The organism is Desulfatiferula olefinivorans (assembly GCF_054657895.1).
This window is the reverse complement of the sequence record NZ_BAAHXV010000055.1, coordinates 1-19,189: the sequence shown is the minus strand read 5'-3', so window position 1 is coordinate 19,189 and position 19,189 is coordinate 1. Positions and strand designations below refer to the sequence as shown.

The following is a 19,189-nucleotide window of genomic DNA, read 5'->3' as shown; positions in this document are numbered from 1 at the left end:
ATAATTATTGTGAAGCTGCGGGTTTAATACCCTGCCCCTTGAGGCGCAAAAAACGTCTAAGTTTTTTCAAAGACGGCCCAATACCTATCCAATCGCATGTATGGTCTATAAGACACATGGGCCTCTCTTGCGTGACGGATTCATGCCGTTTACGTTTACGATGGCGGTCGAACAGGTCTCAGCCTACCGTGCGCGTGAACGTGAACATGCACGTAGAACGAATGATACCTGCGGTTGCCCTGGTCCCAATACCCCGGCAGCTTGCGGCGGGGCCGTTTTTTAAACCCTCGGCTGCCCGGAAAAAGCCCACATCCGCCTGCCCCTTATTTTTTCTTCTTGCCCGTGTCGTTCAGATCCAGTTGGAACCTGACCGGCCCTCTGTACTTCTCCCCTTCCCCGAAACGGGTATGCAGGGCGTATTTGGATCTCGGGTTGGACCAGGACGTGGCGATCGCCACATGGCCCTTGGGAAAGGGCGTGGTTTCGACCTCCATGTATTCCAGCGGAGCCAGAGCCGACCCCGCCTCGACCAGATCGTCCTTTTCGCCGTAACAAATCAGCCAGGGCAGCTTCATCTCCTTGATCCGGTTGATGTTCAACGTCTTTCCGAAAAGTGTGACAGGCAGGGTCCCGTCCTTGGCGATGGGCGTATTGAATGAGGCGAAACTCATTTTGGTGATGCCCAGGGGGATATCGGTCCGGTCGTTTCTCAGCCAGTAATTCAGGGCCGTTGCGGTTTTATTGAAAACAAACTGGTTGTGGTCGCTGGCGCTGAGAATGATCAGGTCTCTGAAAAAAGACACCAGCGGCGATTCGGTATCGATGCTTTTCAGCTTGTAAACCCAGCTCATCAACTGGCCGTCCGCAACGACATTGCCGCTGGGAAGGGTTTTCATGCCGTAGGCCAGATCGTTGTATCGTTCGGGAAGGCTCCTTAGAAAATCGGCCAGTCCGGTGCATTTGGAACCGTCGATCGGAGAGACACAGGTGATCAGGGCATCGACAAGCCCGTCAAGTTTGCCGGACGCCAGATCGCAGACAGCAATGAAACCGCCCTGGCAGTAACCGTTGAGCGTCACCGGTTTGCCGTGACGTTTCCTGATGATGTCACAGAATATCCTGAGGTCCTCGGCGTCGTTGTCACCGGTCATGGTCTGGACCGCTTCGTTGTCCTCGATACTTTTGAGAACCCGTATGTAGGTCGGGATACCCTGGTTGGCAAAGGCATGGGTGTAGCTTTTGTTTTCGTAGGGCAGAAAGGCAAGGATATTCGCACCGAGCACGTACGGCGGGATGATCACGATGGGTTTCAGGCCGTCATCGGTTTTCACCCGGTTTTCGATGGGCGCGATCTTGTAAAGGATGAATCGGTCGGTTTCCGCGACCTTTTCATTTTCGCCGCGCTCGAAATGGAACCCGAATTCGGGGCCCACTTCTTCGATGGCTTTGGGGTATTCGTTGGCGATCCGGTTCAGGGTTTCCATGCGCTTGGCCACAACGGACTTGATGTCGACGCCGTTACCCCGGCACAGGGTATTGAACCAGGCATCGAGAAGCTCATGGCCTTCCTGATTGAAATAATCGTTGAGAAACTTCATCGCCCCGGAATAGCCCCGATGGATCAGATCCACGTTGAAGCGCAGCAGATCAAGCTGGGATGCAATGCTTTCAACCGCAGGCCGGGTGATGGTTCTCTCATGTTCCACTTTGCTGAAATAATTCGATGCGCTGAAGCAGGGAATCAGAAAATCACTCATGTAATTGGACAGGCCAACCCAATAATTCTGGATGGCCTTGACCGATTCAAGACCATCCAGAATCGGGGTTACCGGGTCTTTGTACAGCACCTTGGAACCGATTAAATTTTCTAAGACTGGGCAATCCGTCATGAACGTTCCTTTTTTCTGGTAGAATGATCTCCGGCGCCGGTGGATCCATGGTCGTCAATGGCCCGTGAAGCCGGGGGAGGAATTGATCCACACGCGGTGCGAATGTTCAATGTCCGGCGTTTTGGATGAAAAACGGCAGCGCCGGGGCATAGGGAAGCGGTTCAAAAAGTCAAGACAATTCTAATGAAAATCGGCTTGATCGTCAAGTAAAACTTAATGATTTTGAGATGTTTCGTCCGGTTCAGTCTCCTGCAAAAATGTCAGGCCCTCGGCCCTGTCCCGCTCACTGAGAATCACCACACCGCCTTGGACCTTCTCGTCACGGCGGACCGTTCCGCGGATGGCCAGAATATCGTCCAGATGATCGAAAAACGCATCATGCACGGCGGGGTCGAACTGCTTTCCCCGCTGGTCGCGGATGATGTTCAGCGCAAGGTCCAGGGGGTAGGGTTCCTTGTAGGGCCGCCTGTTGGTCAGGGCGTCGAAGGTGTCGAACACCGAAACGATCCTGGCCTCAAGGGGAATGTCCGGTCCGCCGAGCCCCATGGGGTAGCCGCGCCCATCCCATTTTTCATGATGATACAAGGCGATCCGGTGGGCCATCCTGAGAATGTCGGATTTGGAACGATCGAGAATTTTCGCACCGATGGTCGTATGGGTCTTCATGATTTCGAACTCTTCGTCGGTCAGCTTCCCCGGTTTGAGAAGGATCTTGTCCGGAATTCCGATTTTACCCACATCGTGCATGGGGCTGGCATAGCGGATATTCAAGGCATCCCTGGCATCCATGCCCATCTTTTCAGCGAGAAAGGAGCAGAACAGACCGATCCGTACAATGTGGTCTCCCGTGTCTTCATCCTTGTATTCCGCCGCCATGGACAGGCGGTTGATGGTGTCCAGGTAGGCGCCCTTGAGATCCTCATGGGCCTGTCTTGATTCCTGGACCAGACGTCGCTCCCTGAGGATCCGCTTGACGCGAAGGACGATTTCCTGTCCGGAGACGGGCTTGGTGATGAAGTCATCGGCTCCCGCCTCGATGATGTCCTCATAGGAATACTTGCCGATATAACCGGTCATGACCAGGGTGTCGGCATTGTAATCCGCTTTGATGCGCTTGAGAAGCTCCACGCCGGACATGCCGGGCATATTGATATCGGTTATGACGAGGCTGACCGCCTGTTCATCCAGAATACGGATGGCTTCTTCGGCATGGGAGGCCGTCATGCAGTCGAAGCCTTCCATCGAAAGAAAATCGTAAATCACCTCCCGCGGACTTTCGTCGTCGTCGACCACGAGCAGCTTGATCGTTTCCCCCGATACGGGCAATTGCGAATTCTCAATCATGGGCGGTCACCTTTATCATGGAGTGGACAATTGATCCGTGTGTGACAAGACAGCGATATGAGACGGGTTTGACCATGATCGGCATGAAACGGAAACGGGAGGAGGCGTCTCTTCGCATAAACCATGGGCGTTGCCTGGAACAGATGCATAAAAATGTATCATAACAACGCCGGTGAATCAAATAAATTCACCGACATGCCAAAACCCTGCGCGGGCATTAAACCGACAGGCGCCAACAGCGATGGATGGTCTTTCGCGGATTCACGTAGTCCGCCGGAATCGTCTCTGCGGTGATTTCGCGAATGCCGGAAACCGGCAGATGACCCATGTTCGGTTGAAAGTTCTGATGGTTGGTCGAAAAAAACACCGTGCCGCCTTCACGCATCAACTCAAGAACCAGGGTCAGGAGCATGGGATGGTCACGAACCACATCGAAATCCCGGCTTGACGCCCGGGTGGTGGAAAAGGACGGCGGGTCCACCACGGCCAGGTCAAACCGCATGTTACGGGTTTTGGCCTTTCTGAGAAACGCGATGGTATGCTGCTGGACAAGGGTATGGCCCGCCTCGGGAATCCCGTTGAGCGCAAGGTTTTCCCGGACCCAGGAAATGGCGGTTTCGGATCGATCCACGGAGACGGTGCTCCGGGCTCCTCCCCTGGCGGCGTAACAGGTGAATGACCCGGTGTAACAGTAAAGGTTCAAAAAATCCTTGCCCTGGGCCATGTCCCGGACCATCTGCCTCGTGTTGCGATGATCGGCAAACAGTCCGGTATCCACATAGTCATAGGGATTCACATAAAATTTCAGGTCCCGCTCGGACATGACGATCTTGCGGTTCGTATAATCAAGGCGCTCATAGCGGCGCCCTTCCTTGACCCCGTATTTGCGCGCCTTGAGATGAACATGATCGTCAGGAACGGAAAGGGCCTCAGCCACGGCCCGGCCCATCATGGGCAGCCATTCGGCGACGCTCTGTTTCCGGGTGTACTCGCCGATGACCAGATGGCCCGCGTACCAGTCCACCACGGCCCGGATTTCGGGGATATCCCAGTCATAAAGCCGGAACACCTCGATGTTTTCACGATCGAACTGCCGTTTCAGATGTTTGAAACGTTTTTTGACCCTGTTGGCAAGCATCTCGCCCTGGGCATTGAATTTCGTCAGCGTAACCTGATCCGGCATAAAACCCTCCCGACGTTCGATGATATTCGTTCAAAAAAGTCAGATTACCGAAAGATCGGCCACGAATCAAAGACATTTTCAAGAACACCTTTTTTTACGTCCGCGGCTAAAGACCCTTCCGGCCTCGGCCGATATATAAAACGAGTATGCACCAGGGCCTGGATCATCGGGAAGCAAGCGCCCATAGGGTCCGGCCCGACGGAAGATCGACACCGGACAGCAAACGCCTTTCCGGGAATGAGATGTCCCCACATCCTGTTCGATATTTTCCATCCGGGGGCGGCTTTCACGAACGTGAAAGCCGCCCTTTTTTTTGCCGCCCCCATTTTGATGAACTCGTAAAAAGTCAATTTTTGAACGGCTTCGTAAAATGATCGAGATCAAGGCTTGCGAAGCCCGAGGAATGAGGCGTATTAAAGGTACGCCGCAGTGACGAGGGCTGAAGCGAAAGCGCCGATATCGGACGTTTTACGAAGCCGTCCATTTTGCCACCCTGTCAATTTACTTGACACCCGTTCGTCGGCCCCCGCTTATCCCCAAAACAGGAATGATCGGAGCCACCGGCCTCTTACAAAAAAAGCGGCCTTGGCCGTGTTCTTGCTATAGTGGTAACCATGACGGGAACGCCACACCAAGACGCCCCGGCCAGGGCACCGACGAAGGACGCCGGCATGAACAACGACAGCGTATCGACCACATTCACCGGCCTGAGCGAGGAAGAGGTACGGATAAGACGTGCCGCCGACGGACCGAACGAACTGCCGTCGACGCGCCGCAGGAATATCCTTGCCATGGCCCTGGGGGTGATCCGGGAACCCATGTTTCTGCTTCTGGTTTCCGCCGCCACCTTGTATCTGTTTCTCGGTGATGTGGGAGAAGGCGTTCTTCTGCTCTGCTTCGTGTTCATCATCATGGGAATCGAATTTCACCAGGAACGAAAAACGGAAAACGCCCTTGAAGCCCTCCGGGATCTGGCCGCCCCTCGGGCCCTGGTGATCAGGGACGGCCGGGCCGGAAGGATCCAGAGCCGGGACATCGTCACCGGCGACGTCCTGATGCTGAAAGAGGGGGACAGGGTCCCGGCCGATGCCCGCGTGCTGCAGGGATTGAATCTGATGGCCGATGAGTCCCTGATTACCGGTGAATCGGCTCCGGTTCGCAAACAGGCCTGGACCGGCGACGAGCATCCCTCGCTGATTCCGGGCGGAGACGATCTTCCCTTTGTTTATTCCGGCTCGATGATCGTCCAGGGCAACGGCATCTTCCAGGTGACCGCCACGGGATGCCGGACGGAAATCGGCAAAATCGGCAAGGCCCTGGAAAACATCAAGGATGAACCCACCCGCCTGAAAAAAGAAATGGCCGTGCTCATCGCCCGCATCGCCGCCATCGGCATCGCCCTGTGCGCCATGCTGGTTCTGGTCTACAGCCTGACCCGGGGTGACCTGCTCAATGGTTTTCTGGCGGGCATTACCCTGGCCATGTCGATTCTTCCCGAAGAGTTTCCGGTCATTCTTACGGTGTTTTTGGCCATCGGTTCGTTCCGCATGTCCCGCAAGCAGGTTCTGGCCCGACGGTCCACGGCCCTTGAATCCTTGGGTTCGGCCACGGTGCTCTGCACGGACAAAACCGGCACCCTGACCCGGAACCGCATGGCCGTGAACCTTTTGTTCAACGGCAGAACCATTCACGATGCGGGCCTTGACCAAAGCTGCCCGCTCTGTTTTCAGGACGTTCTGGAATACGCCCGCCTGGCCAGCCAGTCCAAGCCCTTCGACCCCATGGAAAAAGCCATCGTCGATGCCGCCGCCTGTGCCCTCGAGCCTTGCCGCCTCGAGGCCCACACAACCTACCGTATCGTGAAGGAATACCCCCTCACCCGTGACGTTCTGGCCATGTCCCGGGTCTATGACGACGAACGCTCCGGCGAACGGATCATCGCGGCCAAAGGCGCACCCGAAGCCATTTTCGACCTGTGCCACCTGCCCGACGAGGAAACCCGGGACTATCTTGAAATCACACGGCTCTTCGCCGGAAAAGGCCTGAGGGTCCTGGCCGTGGCCCGGTCGGAGGGACGGTTCATCACCCTGCCGGACAATCAGCATGACATCGAATTCAGCTTCGTGGGGCTCGTGGGTTTCAAGGATCCCATCCGGGACTGTGTGCCCGAAGCGATCCGTGAATGCTACCGGGCCGGTGTCCGGGTCATCATGATCACCGGGGATTATCCGGTGACGGCCCACAACATCGGCAAAGACATCGGGCTGAGCAATCCGGACCTTTCCATCAGCGGCCGGGAACTTCGAACCATGAGCGGTGAGGATCTGTGCCGGAGGATCAGGGACGTGAACATCTTCGCCCGGGTGGTGCCCGAACATAAGCTGGACATTGTCATGGCCCTTCGAAAAAACCGGGACATCGTGGCCATGACCGGTGACGGAGTCAACGACGCCCCGGCCCTCAAGGCGGCAGACATCGGCATCGCCATGGGAGAAAAAGGCACGGATGTGGCGCGGGAAACCGCCCACCTGGTGATCATGGATGACAATTTTTCCTCCATCGTGGCCGGCATGCGGATGGGGCGACGGATCTTCGACAACCTTCAAAAGGCCCTGGCCTACACCTTCGCCATCCATGTACCCATCACGGGTCTGGCCATGATCCCGGTCTTCTTCGCCAAGCTGCCCCTGATGCTCTGGCCCGTCCATGTGGTCTTTCTCGAAATGATCATCGATCCGGCCTGCTCGATCATTTTCGAAGCGGAAACCGAAGAAAAGAACGTGATGGACCGTCCGCCCAAGCCCATTGACGAGCCCTTTTTCGGCCTTAAAAAAATCATGATGAGCTGCACCCAGGGCCTGTTCATCATGGCCTCGGTATTTCTGGTCTACGGGTTCTGCGTTTACAGCGGTTATCCGGAACGGGCGGTCCGGTCCCTGACCTTCATCAGTCTGATCGCCGCCAATATCGCCACCATTTTGTCCAACCGATCCTGGACCCGCAACGTGTTCCAGACGATGGTCTCCCCCAACCCCACGGTCAAATGGGTGTTCGGCGGCGCGCTTTTCTTCCTCGTTCTGGTGCTGAACGTGCCGTTTCTCCTCGACCTGTTCCGTTTCGCTCCCGTGGGTCTGATTCCGGCCTGTCTGGCCGGTCTGACGGGGGCACTCAGCATCATCTGGTTCGAGCTTTACAAATGTTTCACATGGAAGCGCTGAGACGTCTCGCCCATGCGGCGCTTCTGCGCGATGAATTTCTGGTTGGACGTGGGAAGGCCGAACAGCCGGGCCAGAAGGTCCACGGAGGTAAACAGGGCGAGGCACAGGGGATTTTTGTCGGTGAAGAAAAGGGCCGGGCGCCGGCAGCCGGGCCACTGGTCCAGGGCGGCATGAACGCTGAAGGTCCAGATGATCGGGGCCAGCAGATACCCGTGGTACGCCACGGGAAGGCCGTTTTCGTGAAGAAGAACCCGAAGACTTTTTTCATCGAACAGATGCAGATGCCTGGGAAAGTAATACCCGCCCCAGAAGGAGGCTCTGAAAAAGCGCCGGTCATAGCCGTTCCGGTTGGGGGTTTCGATGCTGATAAACCCAAAGGGCCTAAGACTTCGGGCCAGATGCGCCAGAACCGCAGACGGATCGGGGACGTGCTCGATCACCTGATTCATGATGATCAGGTCATACGTCTGGTCGCCCAGGTCCGTGTCTTCCACCCGCCCGCGGATCAGACGGATGCCGGAAGCGGCCAGGCGGTCTTCGGTGTCCGGGCTGACGGAAAAATCCATGCCCGTCAATGACAGATCCGGATAACGCCGCTTGAGATCGATTAGCAGAGAACCGTCCCCGCATCCCACCTCCAGCACCGATCCCCCCCGCTTGAAAAGCGCGTTGAAAGCCCTGAGGCGGCGGCCCACCACAAGGGATTTCAGCCGGCCGATAACCGGGGAGAACCGCCGGGTATGGCGCCCCGAAAGGGTGTAGTAGTGTGGCGGGTAGGCCTTGGGAAGATCGTCAGGGGTGGGCCGGGGGTTCAGGTACTCATGCCCGCAGCGGCGGCAGCGGACCATGTGAAACATCTGGTCTGCCGTCTGGTATTCGTAATCCCTGCCTGCGGCGGACGGCTTGTAATCCGACGATCCGCACAGGGCGCAGGTCACGGGTCGGCATGTGATCCCGGTCATGGCGTCCCCCAGATATCCCGGAAGTCCACGGGAAGGTCCTGTCCATTTCGAAACCGGTCCCGAGACAGAATACGCCGGTGAAAGTCCCGGTCCTCCGCCGCCACACAGATCGGTGGATAGCCTTTAAAATAGGAAACGGCCTGCATGCGGGACACGATGGCCTTAAGGGGGTCTTTTTTCACATTGCCAAAGGCAATATGGATAAACGGACAGGGCAGCACATCGCCGTAGGGGGTGATATAGATTTTTTCCGTGGCCGCCGGACAGCCTTTGGCGTTCCGTCCCGGCTCGTGGTCCGTGGCGGTGGCCGGATAGCGATCCATCAGTTTAGCGAGGTACTCCCTATCATCGCCCCGGAGCACCAGGTCGTCCTTGCTGCTCCACCTGCCGCAGGGAACGGCCAGGTTGAACAAAAAGATCGCCCCCATGCCGTTGACCAGGCGAATCAGGGTTTCAAGGTCGCCGGAGCGCAGGGTCTGGTGACTGACCGTGGCCCCCACCAGGACCTGCATGCCGGCGCTGCGGGCGTTCTCCACGGCCGCAAGGGTCCGGTCAAAGGCTTTGGGGCTGCCCCGAAAGGCGTTGTGAATCTCCGGATCGGCGCTGTCCAGACTGGTGGTGATGCAGTTGACGCCCAGTTTCCTCAGCCGACCGGCCCGCTTGCGGGTCAGCAGGGTGCCGTTGGTCTGGATGGAAACATAATGCCGCAAGGGCTCAAGCAGGTGGATCAGAGCGTCCAGACGGTCACTCATCAGGGGCTCGCCTCCGGTAATGTTGAAGGACAGATTATCGAGGCCCCGGGCCTGCCGGACGATGTCCCGGTAATCCGACAGGGAAAGCACGGGCGCCTCCCGCCTGAGCACCATGGCCGAGCAGTGGCCGCAATCCAGATTGCAGGCATAATCCAGCGCCAGATCCACGACCCGGAACCCCCGGCCCAGCCCCAGAAGGCTTTTCAGCCTGGCCATGCCCTGCCGCGCGGCCATGAGAGGCCGGAAGGGTTTCAGGGTGTAGGCCAGAAAATAAAGCTGCCTCTCAACATCGGATCGTTTCACGCCGTTTTCCTTGAAAAGGGGTTTCGCGTTGGTCGCTGCTTTCAAGCCATACCCAAAGCCCCTGCCCTTGTCAAACCGATTCCCCGCCCGTTGGGATAAATTCTTGACAGCCCGGTCAAATCCATTATACCCCAGAGTTGTCTCATTCATATCCATGGGGTTTCAGACAGGTCATCAGCCATTATGATTCACACCAAACGGGATCGATTCATCGGCCTTGTGCTCAAGGGGCTCTGCACGGCGGCCTCCGTGGTGTTTTACGGCAACCGCCGGAACGCGGACTGGATCTATGAAAAAATGAACCGGCCCCGGACCTATGGGTACGCCGCAATGAACGTACTTTTCTTCGCCGCGAAGAAACCCAACGTCTACCGCGTGATCTCCCTGATCGTCGAGCCCGTCTTCGGCTGCAACCTGTCCTGTTCCTACTGCTGGCATTCGATCAGCCACTATTTCGAACACAAAAGCAAGCGCCCCCGGCTCATGCCCATGGACCTGTTTCGCACCATCGTGGACCAGGCGCCAAAAAGCGTGGAATCCCTGGCCTTCGCCCTGATCGGGGAACCCCTGCTCCATCCGGACATCGCCGCCATGATCGCCTATGCCAAACAAAAGGGCCTGCGGACCGTGCTTTACACCAACGGCACCCTTCTGACCGGAACGATCATGGACACCATCGCCCGATCCGGTCTGGACGTTCTGGTGGTATCCGTGGAACCCGACGAGGCCAACGCCCTCAAACACCGGGGCGTCTCCCTGTCCCTGCTGCGCGAGCGCGTCCGGGCCTTCCTTGCGGTCAGGCCCGACACCATGGAAGTCAAGCTGTCGGTGGTGGTGCATCCGGACAACCGGCCTTCGGTGAAAACCCTGTCCCAAACCTTCGGCGGCCTGATCCGGCACATCAAGCTGTCCCCCCTGATCCGCTACACAGGCACCCGAGCCCTGGGGAACTGCATCGAACCCTGGCGGGGCAGTCTAAGCATCCTGACCAGCGGCGACGTGTCCCCCTGCTGCGTATCCGCCGGATACCGAAGCATCACCGTGGGCAACCTTTACGAATCAACCCTGTCGGACATCATCCACGGCCCGGGCCTCACGCAGACGCTTCAGGATTTCATCGACGGGAAACGGCCCGATGTCTGCCGTCGCTGCCGGACCTTCAAGGCCAAGGATATCCCCTTGCGGGTTCCTGCCCTTCGTCACCCCGTCACCAGAAGCCGGGCCCGATGACGCCCATGGCCCACAGACTTGCCGACCCGTCCCGGGCAAAAATCCTCCTGATCAAGCCCCCGTGGCTCTGGGGGTCCACCCATGAAGCCTCGCCGCCCATGGGCCTGTTGTACCTGTCTTCGTCACTCAAGGCCCGATTTCCCGGCATCGACACCCGTCTTCTGGATCTTCGGATGGAAGATTCGCCAACGGAGGCCCTGGCCCGGATGATCCGCACCTACCGGCCCGATGTGGCGGGGTTTCTCTGCCTGACCGGCGACGGTCCCGTGCTCGAGGCGCTCACGGCCCTCATCAAAGATCTGGACGCCTCGATCCACATCTGCTGCGGCGGCCCTTACCCCACCCACTGCCCCGAAGAGTTCCAATCCCTGATTCATGTGGATGCCATCGTCCGGGGCGAAGGGGAAGTAAGTTTCGGCGACCTGCTCGAATGTCTGGCCTCAGGCGCACGCCTCGACCTGCGCGCGGCGGGGTTTTCGATACGGCGGGCAGACGGAGACCTTCCCGTCCCTCCCTACGGCCCGGTGATCGCCGACCTGGACCTGCTGCCCTTTCCGGACTGGAGCCTTCTGGACATCGACCGCTACGCCCGGATGATCCAGATCAACATCATCCTTGCGGGCAGGCGTCCCATGCCTGTTTTCACCTCCCGGGGCTGCCCCTTCAACTGCGTCTACTGCCACAACATGTTCGGAAAAAAAGTCCGCCTAAGGTCCCCGGAAAACGTGGTCGATGAAATCGAAACCCTGGTCCGGAACCACGGGGTCGACGAAATCCAGATCTACGACGACATCTTCAACATCGACCGGGACCGGGTGTTCGCCTTCTGCGATCTGATCATCGCCCGAAACCTTTCCGTGAAGATCTGTTTTCCCAACGCCATCCGTGGGGACATGGCCGATGACGCGATGATCCAAAAACTCAAAGAAGCCGGGGCCTACATGATCACCTTCGCGCTGGAAACCGCCTCCCCCCGGCTCCAGACCTACATCCGCAAACATCTGGACATCGATAAAACCATCCGGGCCATCCGCTTCGCCGACCGCATCGGCCTGATCACCCGGGCCTATTTCATGATCGGCTTTCCCACGGAAACCATCGATGAGATCAAGGCCACCATAAGGCTGCCGGCCCGACTGCCCCTTTCCACCCTGTCCCTGTTCTCGGTCATCCCCTTCAAAGGCACGGCCCTATACGACATGGCCCGAAAAACCGTGCACGGCAAGGCCCGACTGCGCCTTGCCCAGCCGGACCCCACGTTTTTCGCCCCATCCACCTACTACACCGACGCCACGGGCATCAGCCTGCGAAGGTACATCCTGATATGCTATTTCCTGTTCTTCACCCCGGCCCGGCTTTTCCGCTATTTTTTGAAAATCCCCCAGAAAGCCCTGTATCTCCGGCAGCTCGGCCATCTTTTGCGCATCGGATTCAAAATCAAGGGTCGAAAAACACGCTGACATGTTTTTTGTTTCCATTCGTACAAAATTAGGGGTAACATGCCCGAATGTTCAACGACACCGATACGAATCCTATCAATGCACACACGACAGCCCGCCTCAGGTCCCTTTCGGAAAAAAACCTGGCCAACGCCCGCTACCTGTTTCAGGTGGGAAAGCCAAAGGTGGCGGCCCGTTATCTGGCCAAATACATCAGGGCCAAAATCCTGGGCCGGATCAGCCCCCGGCAGATCGACATCGCCCTGACCTTCGACTGCAACATGGCCTGCGAGCACTGCTTCACCACCCCCCTTTCCCGGCCCGGTGAACCGGAAATGAATACGGCCACACTCAAAAAGGTGGCCCGGGACTGCAAAAAGCTGGGCATTACCGTCATCCACTTCACCGGCGGCGAAGTCCTGATGCGCCGGGATCTCGAAACGGTCATCGGCCTGTTTGCCCCGAAGGAAAACCTGATCTACATCCAGAGCAACGGCACCCTGGCCACGTACGACCGGCTCGTCGCCCTCAAACACGCGGGGCTGGATTTTTTCGGAGTCAGCCTTGAGTATCCGGACAAGGACGAGCAGGACCTGTTCCGCCACTTTCCCGGCTATTTCGACCGGACCCTCGAGGCCGTGGCCATGGCCCGCAGGGCCGGTCTCCAGACCTCGGTGAACCTGACCATCGACAACCGCCTGATCCGCTCGCCCCGCCTTCCGGAATTGATCGCAGATCTTGGAAAGATGGGGCACATCGTCTACGGCAACCTGCCCGTGCCCGTGGGCCGGTTCAAAGACCGGAAAAATCTGTTGTGGTGGGGGGATGAGCGGCGGATCCTGGACGATCTGACCCGGCGCTTTCCCTTTTTCCGGACTGAGTTCGATTCCAATTTCGGGCCCAAAGGCTGCCCGGCCATGAAGGAAAAAATCTACCTGTGCGCATACGGGGACGTCCTGCCCTGCCCGTACATCCATGTGTCCTTCGGCAATGTCCGCGAGGAATCCCTTGAGACCATCTGCCGACGCTGCCTTGAATTTCCCGTGTTTTCTGCCTGGCACGACCACTGCCTGGCCGCCGAAAACCGCGCCTTCATCCGGACCGTCATCGACAAAACCCTTGATTTTTCATCTCAGCCGGTCTTCTATAAGAATTTTGAAAACGAACTGCGACAGACGACCTTCACACGGTGATCCCATGCCCGAGCCCATGCATCTTGATCTGACCCTTGAATCCGTTTCCTGCCCGGTCTGCGGCGATAACGATCCCCGCCCCGTGCTCCGGGCTCCGGATTTCGAAACACACTACACCAACGAATTCCAGGTGGTCCGGTGCCGGGCCTGCGGCATGATCTACACCTCGCCCCGGCCCTCCATGGACGACCTGTTCCGCTACTTCTACCATGACAATTACGTGTGCTACACCCATTCGGGCCTGGCCGACACGCTCCGGGAAACATACCTGTGCGCGGCGCGGTTCAAGGCCCTGAAGCACCTGATTCCCGAAACCGGACGGTTTCTCGATGTGGGCTGCTCCCACGGCTATTTTCTCGATTACGTGAAAACCCGCAGCAGGTGGGAAGCCTCAGGCTGCGAGCCCAGCGCGGAGATGGCGGAGCGGGCCAAAAAGCGGGGCCTCGATGTGGTCAACGCCACCCTGGTCCAGGCGGCGTACCCGGACAAGGCCTTCGATCTGGTCTACATGTCCCATGTGCTCGAGCATGTGCCGGATCTAGCCGACACGGTGCGGGAGGTCTTCCGCATTCTCAAACCCGGCGGCCTGTTCATCACGGAAAACCCCGATGTGGACGCGCCGATCCGAAAGCCCTTCGGTCCCTGCTGGTGGGGCTGGCACCTGCCCCGGCACCTGTCCCATTTCAGCCGGAACTCCATGACCCGGCTCCTGACGGACCACGGCTTTGAGGTTAAATCCGTCAAACCCTGTTTCCGCCCCGGCCCCATTGCCTGGTCCATCCAGAACCGCCTGAAACGCCGCAAGGCACCGGCCGCCCTCGCCTCGTTCTTCGGCGTCCACAACCCGCTGTTCGTGGCTTTCTGCGGTCTGCCCGGCCTGATCTACCTGAAAGGCGGCCACACGGACATGATGGAAACACGGGCCGTGAAACCCCTGGAGTCCCTGTGATGACCGGCCCGCTTCGGATCCTGTTCGTCAAGACCTACGGTTACGCCCCCAACCAGGCCTTCGACGTGCCCTTAGGTGTACTTTATCTGTCCGGCTACCTGAAAAAATTCCTGGGCCGCCGGGTCGACATCCGTCTGATCGATCTTAGGATCATCACACACAAACGCCGGGCCCTGGCCGAAACCATCCGGAGGGCGGCGCCCCACATCATCGGCATCAGCACCCTGTCCTTCGAGCATCAGTTTTTATCGGACAATGTCACGTTCATCAAGTCCCTGGCCCCCTCGGCCCTGATCCTCATCGGCGGCCCCTACGCCACCTCCAACGCCGAATCGGTGCTGATGGAAAATCCCATCGACGCGGCGGTGATCGGCGAAGGGGAACGGACGCTCCTGAACCTGGTCAAGTCACGCCTGGAAGGAAGGGATATCCGAACGGTCCGGGGCATTGCCTACCGGGAGGGGGATAAGGTAGTGTTTACGGACGCCGAGCCCTTCATCGAAAATCTGAACACCATCCCCATTCCCGACTACAGCCTGATCGATTTCAAGGATTACTGGGGCAACCGGCTCCAGTTCAACGGCATCCTGGCCGAACCCCGCCATGCCTCGGTGGTCACCACCCGGGCCTGCCCCTACCGCTGCGTGTACTGCCATTCGATGTTCGGCAAGAAACTCAGAAAACGCAGCCCGGCCCACGTGCTGGCCGAAATCCGCCTGCTGTACGACCGCTACGGTGTCCGGGAGTTTCATATCATCGACGACGTGTTCAATCTGGACCGCCCGCGCATGCACGCGATCTTAAACGGCATCATCGAAAGCGGCATGGCCATCAGACTGGCCTTTCCCAACGGCCTTCGCGGAGACGTGCTGGAACACGAGGACATTCTGCTGCTCAAACGGGCCGGAGCCTACATGCTGACCCTGGCCATTGAAACCGGTTCAAGGCGCATGCAGGCCGTCATCCGCAAGCACCTCGACATCGACAAGGTTCTTGACAACATCGCCTTTGCCGACCGGCAGGGCCTGATCACCCGGGGATTTTTCATGCTGGGTTTTCCCGGTGAGACCTTGGACGAGCTGAAACAGACGGTCCGGGTCGCCCTTGGCTCACGGCTGAACATGGCCAGCTTCTTCGTGGTGGTGCCCTTTGAAAACACCGAACTGTTCACCATGGCCAAACCCTTTCTGGACGTGATCAACAAAGACCTTTTGTCCAGCTACCAGACCTCGACCTCCTTCTACGAAAAAGCCACCGGCTACAAAGTCACCCGCCTCCAGAAACTGGCCTACCTCCGCTTCTACACCCCGTATCGCCTGGCCCGCGTCATCCGACGCCTCCCCCGCAAAACCTACCAGCTCGAGAAATGGCTCCGCTTCGCCTTCGACCTTTTGCGGCTGTAAACCCGCACCGTCGCCCATAGGCTCACAGCCTAAAATATATTGTTGAGCAGGCTTTTCATCACTTCTTTGCCGATTTCTTTCCCCACCTGCCTGCCCAGCTCGCCGGCCACCGTTGAACCGGGCCCCGGCCCCTGGACGGTCGCCTGTTTCTGTTCCATAAAGGCGCGTTGCGCTTCCAGGTATTGACGCTGCTTTTCGTCACGGGCCATGTCTTTTTCAATTTCCGTGGTGACATCGATCATGGCCGCAATGAGAGCGTCACTGATATTGTATTCCTGTAAAAGCAGAATCTCTTCCATGCTGAACTGTTTGTAAGGCGTTTTTGAGCTTTTGATTTTGGAAATCAGAAGGACGTCGCTTATCTTTTTCTTTTTATAATTGATAATGTCGCCCACCTGCAGGCGTTCAGGTCCGATAAACAACAGGCGGATCTCCTGATCGGGAATATAATAGGCCGCGCGGGGGTTCTTGTTGACAAAGACCTTCAGGCCCGAATAATCCTTTTCACGGATATAGGCCCCGATCCGTGTTTTGTATGCTTCGATTTCAGCGAGTTCCTTTGATTCCTGACGTTTTGCCTCAGCCATCTTGACCCGATCCTCGTCGGAAACATAAGTCGTCGTGATCACCGGGTTCTCCGGTTGATAAGGCGTCATGTCCTGAAACGGAAAATCCGGGTTTTCCATGTATTTCCGTGTGGAACCGTCAAAAACAACGACGGTGGGCCTGTCTTTTTTTGTTTCAACGACAATGCCCTTGCCCCATTTCATTTCGTCATAATCGGTGATGCATGCAATAATCCGATGCTTTCCGCGCTTCACATCAAAACGGGCACAGCCGCTCTTGAAATTGACGGCGGGCGTATCGTCGATCAGAAAGGCCGAGACGACACCGCTGTTCACAAATTTCCAGGGACGGCAGATGATCAATGCGTCAAACCCGTCTTGCGGCGGACGAGATACGATGGACTGAACGTCCGTTGCGATGGGCCGGGACGGTGATTTTGGCCCACACCCCGATACGATCACGCTGAGTGAAAAAAAGACAAGACACACCGAAACAATTCTATTCATACTCCCCCCAAAAATCTCATGTCGTTAAAAAAACAGGTCGCCATGTTAGTCGGAGGTCTGACTCAAGTCAACGATTTTATTCCTTTTACCACAGGGGTAACCTGAGTCGCAAGCCATCGAATTCACGTCCTGATGATTCAAAATCGCAGTTGCGCTCACCAACGCGGCATCGGCTGTATGAAGAACAAATCGACGCGTGCTCATCCGGTTCTTATCCGATGGTCACCCGACTATTTTGCAAAGGAAGGAGAAAGGAAGGAGGGACAGGTCGATTTTGTTATCCCACCGCAAAGGCCCTCACTGCTCCGGCTGCAACTGTTTTAACGTCTCTTCCAGAACATCGAGGTGTCATGCTTTAAAATTTGCCTGTTTCTCTCCTTAAAATGCAAATAGTCTCTGAAGTACGGAAATAACGTCCAGTTGCGATTTCGAGTCTATCGTACCAAGCTTTTGAATCAGGCGCGCCTTATCTACTGTTCGCACCTGATCCAGGACGATTTGTCCCTGTTTCTTTCGAAAAGTACATGAAACCCGAGTGGGGTATTCTTTCTGGGCAGAGGTCATAGGAGCAATAATTACGGTGCGAATGTTACGATTCATTTCATCAGGAGAGATAACCAAACAAGGTCGAGTCTTTTGAATCTCTGATCCAATAGTTGGATCGAGATTTATCAAGTAAACGTCAAAACGTTTCACTACCACAGCCATTCTTCATCATCCCATGAATGTGAAATGCTTTCGCCAAGAATCGGCTCATCATCACCTTTTTCGCCCATAATTTTGAAAGCGGCATCCCAACCCTCCCGAACATTTTTAATGGGTCGAATGATTATTTGATTTTTTTCAACCTCGATTTCAACATCATCCATTATCCCTGTTTGCTCAAGAATAGGTTTTGGAATACGCAATCCTTGGGAATTACCAATTTTTATTACGCGCGCTCTCATTACCGTTCTCCTTTATTGATAATTGTGAGCACATTGTAATTACACAAACATCGAAAGTCAAGAATTAAGTTTTTTAAGAGACAGGCTCTTTTTGAAATACTTGGGAGTGGGCTCAAAATAATAGTGTGCGCATTATCCGACTTTCAGGTTCCTATCGCTTCCTTCAGACCTGTCGTTACCAGCAACGCCCTTGCGATTCGGATTGATTTCCCCCCGGACGGGGAATCTCTGCTCTCTCAAGCAGACGGAGCCACGGCTTTGCCGGGCAAACAAAAAAACAGTGGGCCTACTATGGCCCACTGACCTTACGAACGTCTTCAACCCGGCGAGAGATTAATGCATGTTCGGACCGGTGCTGACAACATATAAATATCAATTTACTCGAATCATCTTTGATCGGAGATGATTCGGGATATTATCAATCGTTACCACTTTAAATGTACTGTCGCTGCAAGAAGCTTGTATAGGGTTCAAATCAACATGGAGATCTTCAAGCTTCCACATAGCTCCTGTTGCCGGATCAACAATAAGCCATCCAACAAGGCCTCCGAAAAAAAAATTTCCTGCAATATACCAACCATCTACGCCACGTTTTATTTCAGCCATAAAGGGCGTATAACCTTCTTTATTGAAGGTAACAGTATACTTTTCACCTCTGAAAAAACCCGCACCGGCCTTCAAATTTATAGTAGATGGCGTTCGTCCAGCAAAAACATTAAGACCAGAACTGTTTTTTACTATTATTTCAGCTTCATCCGGTTGACTGCTAATACTTACGGGGTAATGGGACTTGCTAACAATAGTAGCACATCCAGAAAAGGAAAAAGTTATTACACAAAAAAATATAAAAAAAATAGCATTCATATATCAATCCTTTGAATGATTATTAAACATCAATGGCAAACAACAATTAGGGTAAAATTTTATTTCATATTTTTTCAAATCATAAGCAACTCCTTTACTCTTTCAGATATTAGTGATTTAAAATTAATAAAGACGTTTAAAGGGGGAGAAACAAATACAAAAAATTACCTCAAAATGTATAGTTTAGACCAACGCGCATAGACAAAGTTTCTTCCGATATTTCAAGATCTTTTTCAACCTCTCCAAAATTTAGATGATAAGCATCAGCTGTTAAAGAAAAATCCAATGTTTCTGAATATAAATAACGTATCTTACAGCCTAAAACTACTCCTACAGAATTTCTTTCAGTATTAATATAATTAGACCCTCCATCATAAAACAAATCCCCTTTAGCATATGTTATCCCTGCCCAATAGCTATAAGCCAACCTATCTTTAAGT

Annotated in this window: 16 protein-coding genes; 6 read left to right on the top strand and 10 right to left on the bottom strand. The window is 55.6% G+C overall.

What is annotated here, in order from left to right:
- Window positions 1-323: 323 nt before the first annotated feature.
- The 3 genes from ACYQ11_RS20950 to ACYQ11_RS20940 all read right to left on the bottom strand — a co-directional run bounded on the left by ACYQ11_RS20950 (window position 324) and on the right by ACYQ11_RS20940 (window position 4,416).
- Complete coding sequence (locus tag ACYQ11_RS20950) at window positions 324-1,889, bottom strand: metal transporter (RefSeq protein WP_459925784.1); 1,566 nt, start codon at window positions 1,887-1,889, stop codon at window positions 324-326.
- A gap of 213 nt (window positions 1,890-2,102) precedes the next feature.
- Window positions 2,103-3,233, bottom strand: coding sequence for an HD-GYP domain-containing protein (locus ACYQ11_RS20945; protein ID WP_459925783.1), 1,131 nt, complete (start codon window positions 3,231-3,233; stop codon window positions 2,103-2,105).
- Between the two features lie 217 nt (window positions 3,234-3,450).
- Window positions 3,451-4,416, bottom strand: coding sequence for a class I SAM-dependent methyltransferase (locus tag ACYQ11_RS20940; RefSeq protein ID WP_459925782.1), 966 nt, complete (start codon window positions 4,414-4,416; stop codon window positions 3,451-3,453).
- 671 nt (window positions 4,417-5,087) lie between these two features.
- On the opposite strand from ACYQ11_RS20940, the gene ACYQ11_RS20935 reads away from it, so the two are divergent.
- Window positions 5,088-7,634 carry a cation-translocating P-type ATPase gene (locus tag ACYQ11_RS20935; protein ID WP_459925781.1) on the top strand — a complete coding sequence of 849 codons (2,547 nt, stop codon included), beginning with the start codon at window positions 5,088-5,090 and terminating at the stop codon, window positions 7,632-7,634.
- On the opposite strand, the gene ACYQ11_RS20930 is transcribed toward ACYQ11_RS20935, so the two are convergent.
- On the bottom strand, window positions 7,607-8,596 hold the full coding sequence (locus tag ACYQ11_RS20930; protein ID WP_459925780.1) for a class I SAM-dependent methyltransferase: 990 nt from the start codon (window positions 8,594-8,596) through the stop codon (window positions 7,607-7,609). The two genes, ACYQ11_RS20935 and ACYQ11_RS20930, sit on opposite strands and share 28 nt — an antisense overlap.
- The gene (locus ACYQ11_RS20925) at window positions 8,593-9,651 is read right to left on the bottom strand and encodes a radical SAM/SPASM domain-containing protein (RefSeq protein WP_459925779.1); all 1,059 of its coding nucleotides are present in this window, start codon (window positions 9,649-9,651) and stop codon (window positions 8,593-8,595) included. Before ACYQ11_RS20925 ends, ACYQ11_RS20930 begins: the two co-directional genes overlap by 4 nt.
- 183 nt (window positions 9,652-9,834) lie before the next feature.
- Here ACYQ11_RS20925 and ACYQ11_RS20920 point away from each other — a divergent pair, with 183 nt between their 5' ends.
- Genes ACYQ11_RS20920 through ACYQ11_RS20900 form a run of 5 tightly spaced genes read left to right on the top strand, consistent with a single transcriptional unit; the run spans window position 9,835 to window position 15,865 of the window.
- Window positions 9,835-10,881, top strand: coding sequence for a radical SAM protein (locus ACYQ11_RS20920; RefSeq protein ID WP_459925778.1), 1,047 nt, complete (start codon window positions 9,835-9,837; stop codon window positions 10,879-10,881).
- A gap of 5 nt (window positions 10,882-10,886) precedes the next feature.
- Entirely contained in the window at window positions 10,887-12,341 is a 1,455-nt protein-coding gene (locus ACYQ11_RS20915) for a B12-binding domain-containing radical SAM protein (protein ID WP_459925777.1), read from the top strand.
- Between the two features lie 47 nt (window positions 12,342-12,388).
- Complete coding sequence (locus ACYQ11_RS20910; protein WP_459925776.1) at window positions 12,389-13,513, top strand: radical SAM/SPASM domain-containing protein; 1,125 nt, start codon at window positions 12,389-12,391, stop codon at window positions 13,511-13,513.
- A 4-nt stretch (window positions 13,514-13,517) separates the two neighbouring features.
- On the top strand, window positions 13,518-14,462 hold the full coding sequence (locus tag ACYQ11_RS20905) for a class I SAM-dependent methyltransferase (protein ID WP_459925775.1): 945 nt from the start codon (window positions 13,518-13,520) through the stop codon (window positions 14,460-14,462).
- The gene (locus ACYQ11_RS20900; protein ID WP_459925774.1) at window positions 14,462-15,865 is read left to right on the top strand and encodes a B12-binding domain-containing radical SAM protein; all 1,404 of its coding nucleotides are present in this window, start codon (window positions 14,462-14,464) and stop codon (window positions 15,863-15,865) included. Before ACYQ11_RS20905 ends, ACYQ11_RS20900 begins: the two co-directional genes overlap by 1 nt.
- Before the next feature lie 29 nt (window positions 15,866-15,894).
- Here ACYQ11_RS20900 and ACYQ11_RS20895 read toward each other — a convergent pair whose 3' ends face one another.
- The 5 genes from ACYQ11_RS20895 to ACYQ11_RS20875 all read right to left on the bottom strand — a co-directional run.
- On the bottom strand, window positions 15,895-16,767 hold the full coding sequence (locus ACYQ11_RS20895; protein ID WP_459925773.1) for a hypothetical protein: 873 nt from the start codon (window positions 16,765-16,767) through the stop codon (window positions 15,895-15,897).
- A 549-nt stretch (window positions 16,768-17,316) separates the two neighbouring features.
- Window positions 17,317-17,646 carry a type II toxin-antitoxin system PemK/MazF family toxin gene (locus tag ACYQ11_RS20890; RefSeq protein ID WP_459925772.1) on the bottom strand — a complete coding sequence of 110 codons (330 nt, stop codon included), beginning with the start codon at window positions 17,644-17,646 and terminating at the stop codon, window positions 17,317-17,319.
- Window positions 17,634-17,885: an AbrB/MazE/SpoVT family DNA-binding domain-containing protein gene (locus ACYQ11_RS20885; RefSeq protein WP_459925771.1), complete on the bottom strand. Its 252-nt coding sequence runs from the start codon at window positions 17,883-17,885 to the stop codon at window positions 17,634-17,636. The genes ACYQ11_RS20890 and ACYQ11_RS20885 overlap by 13 nt, the downstream gene beginning before the upstream one ends.
- Window positions 17,886-18,257: 372 nt before the next feature.
- Window positions 18,258-18,749, bottom strand: a complete 492-nt coding sequence (locus tag ACYQ11_RS20880) for a peptidase associated/transthyretin-like domain-containing protein (RefSeq protein ID WP_459925770.1) — start codon at window positions 18,747-18,749, stop codon at window positions 18,258-18,260.
- A gap of 169 nt (window positions 18,750-18,918) precedes the next feature.
- Window positions 18,919-19,189: hypothetical protein (locus ACYQ11_RS20875; protein ID WP_459925769.1), on the bottom strand; the 271-nt coding region annotated here is incomplete at its 5' end.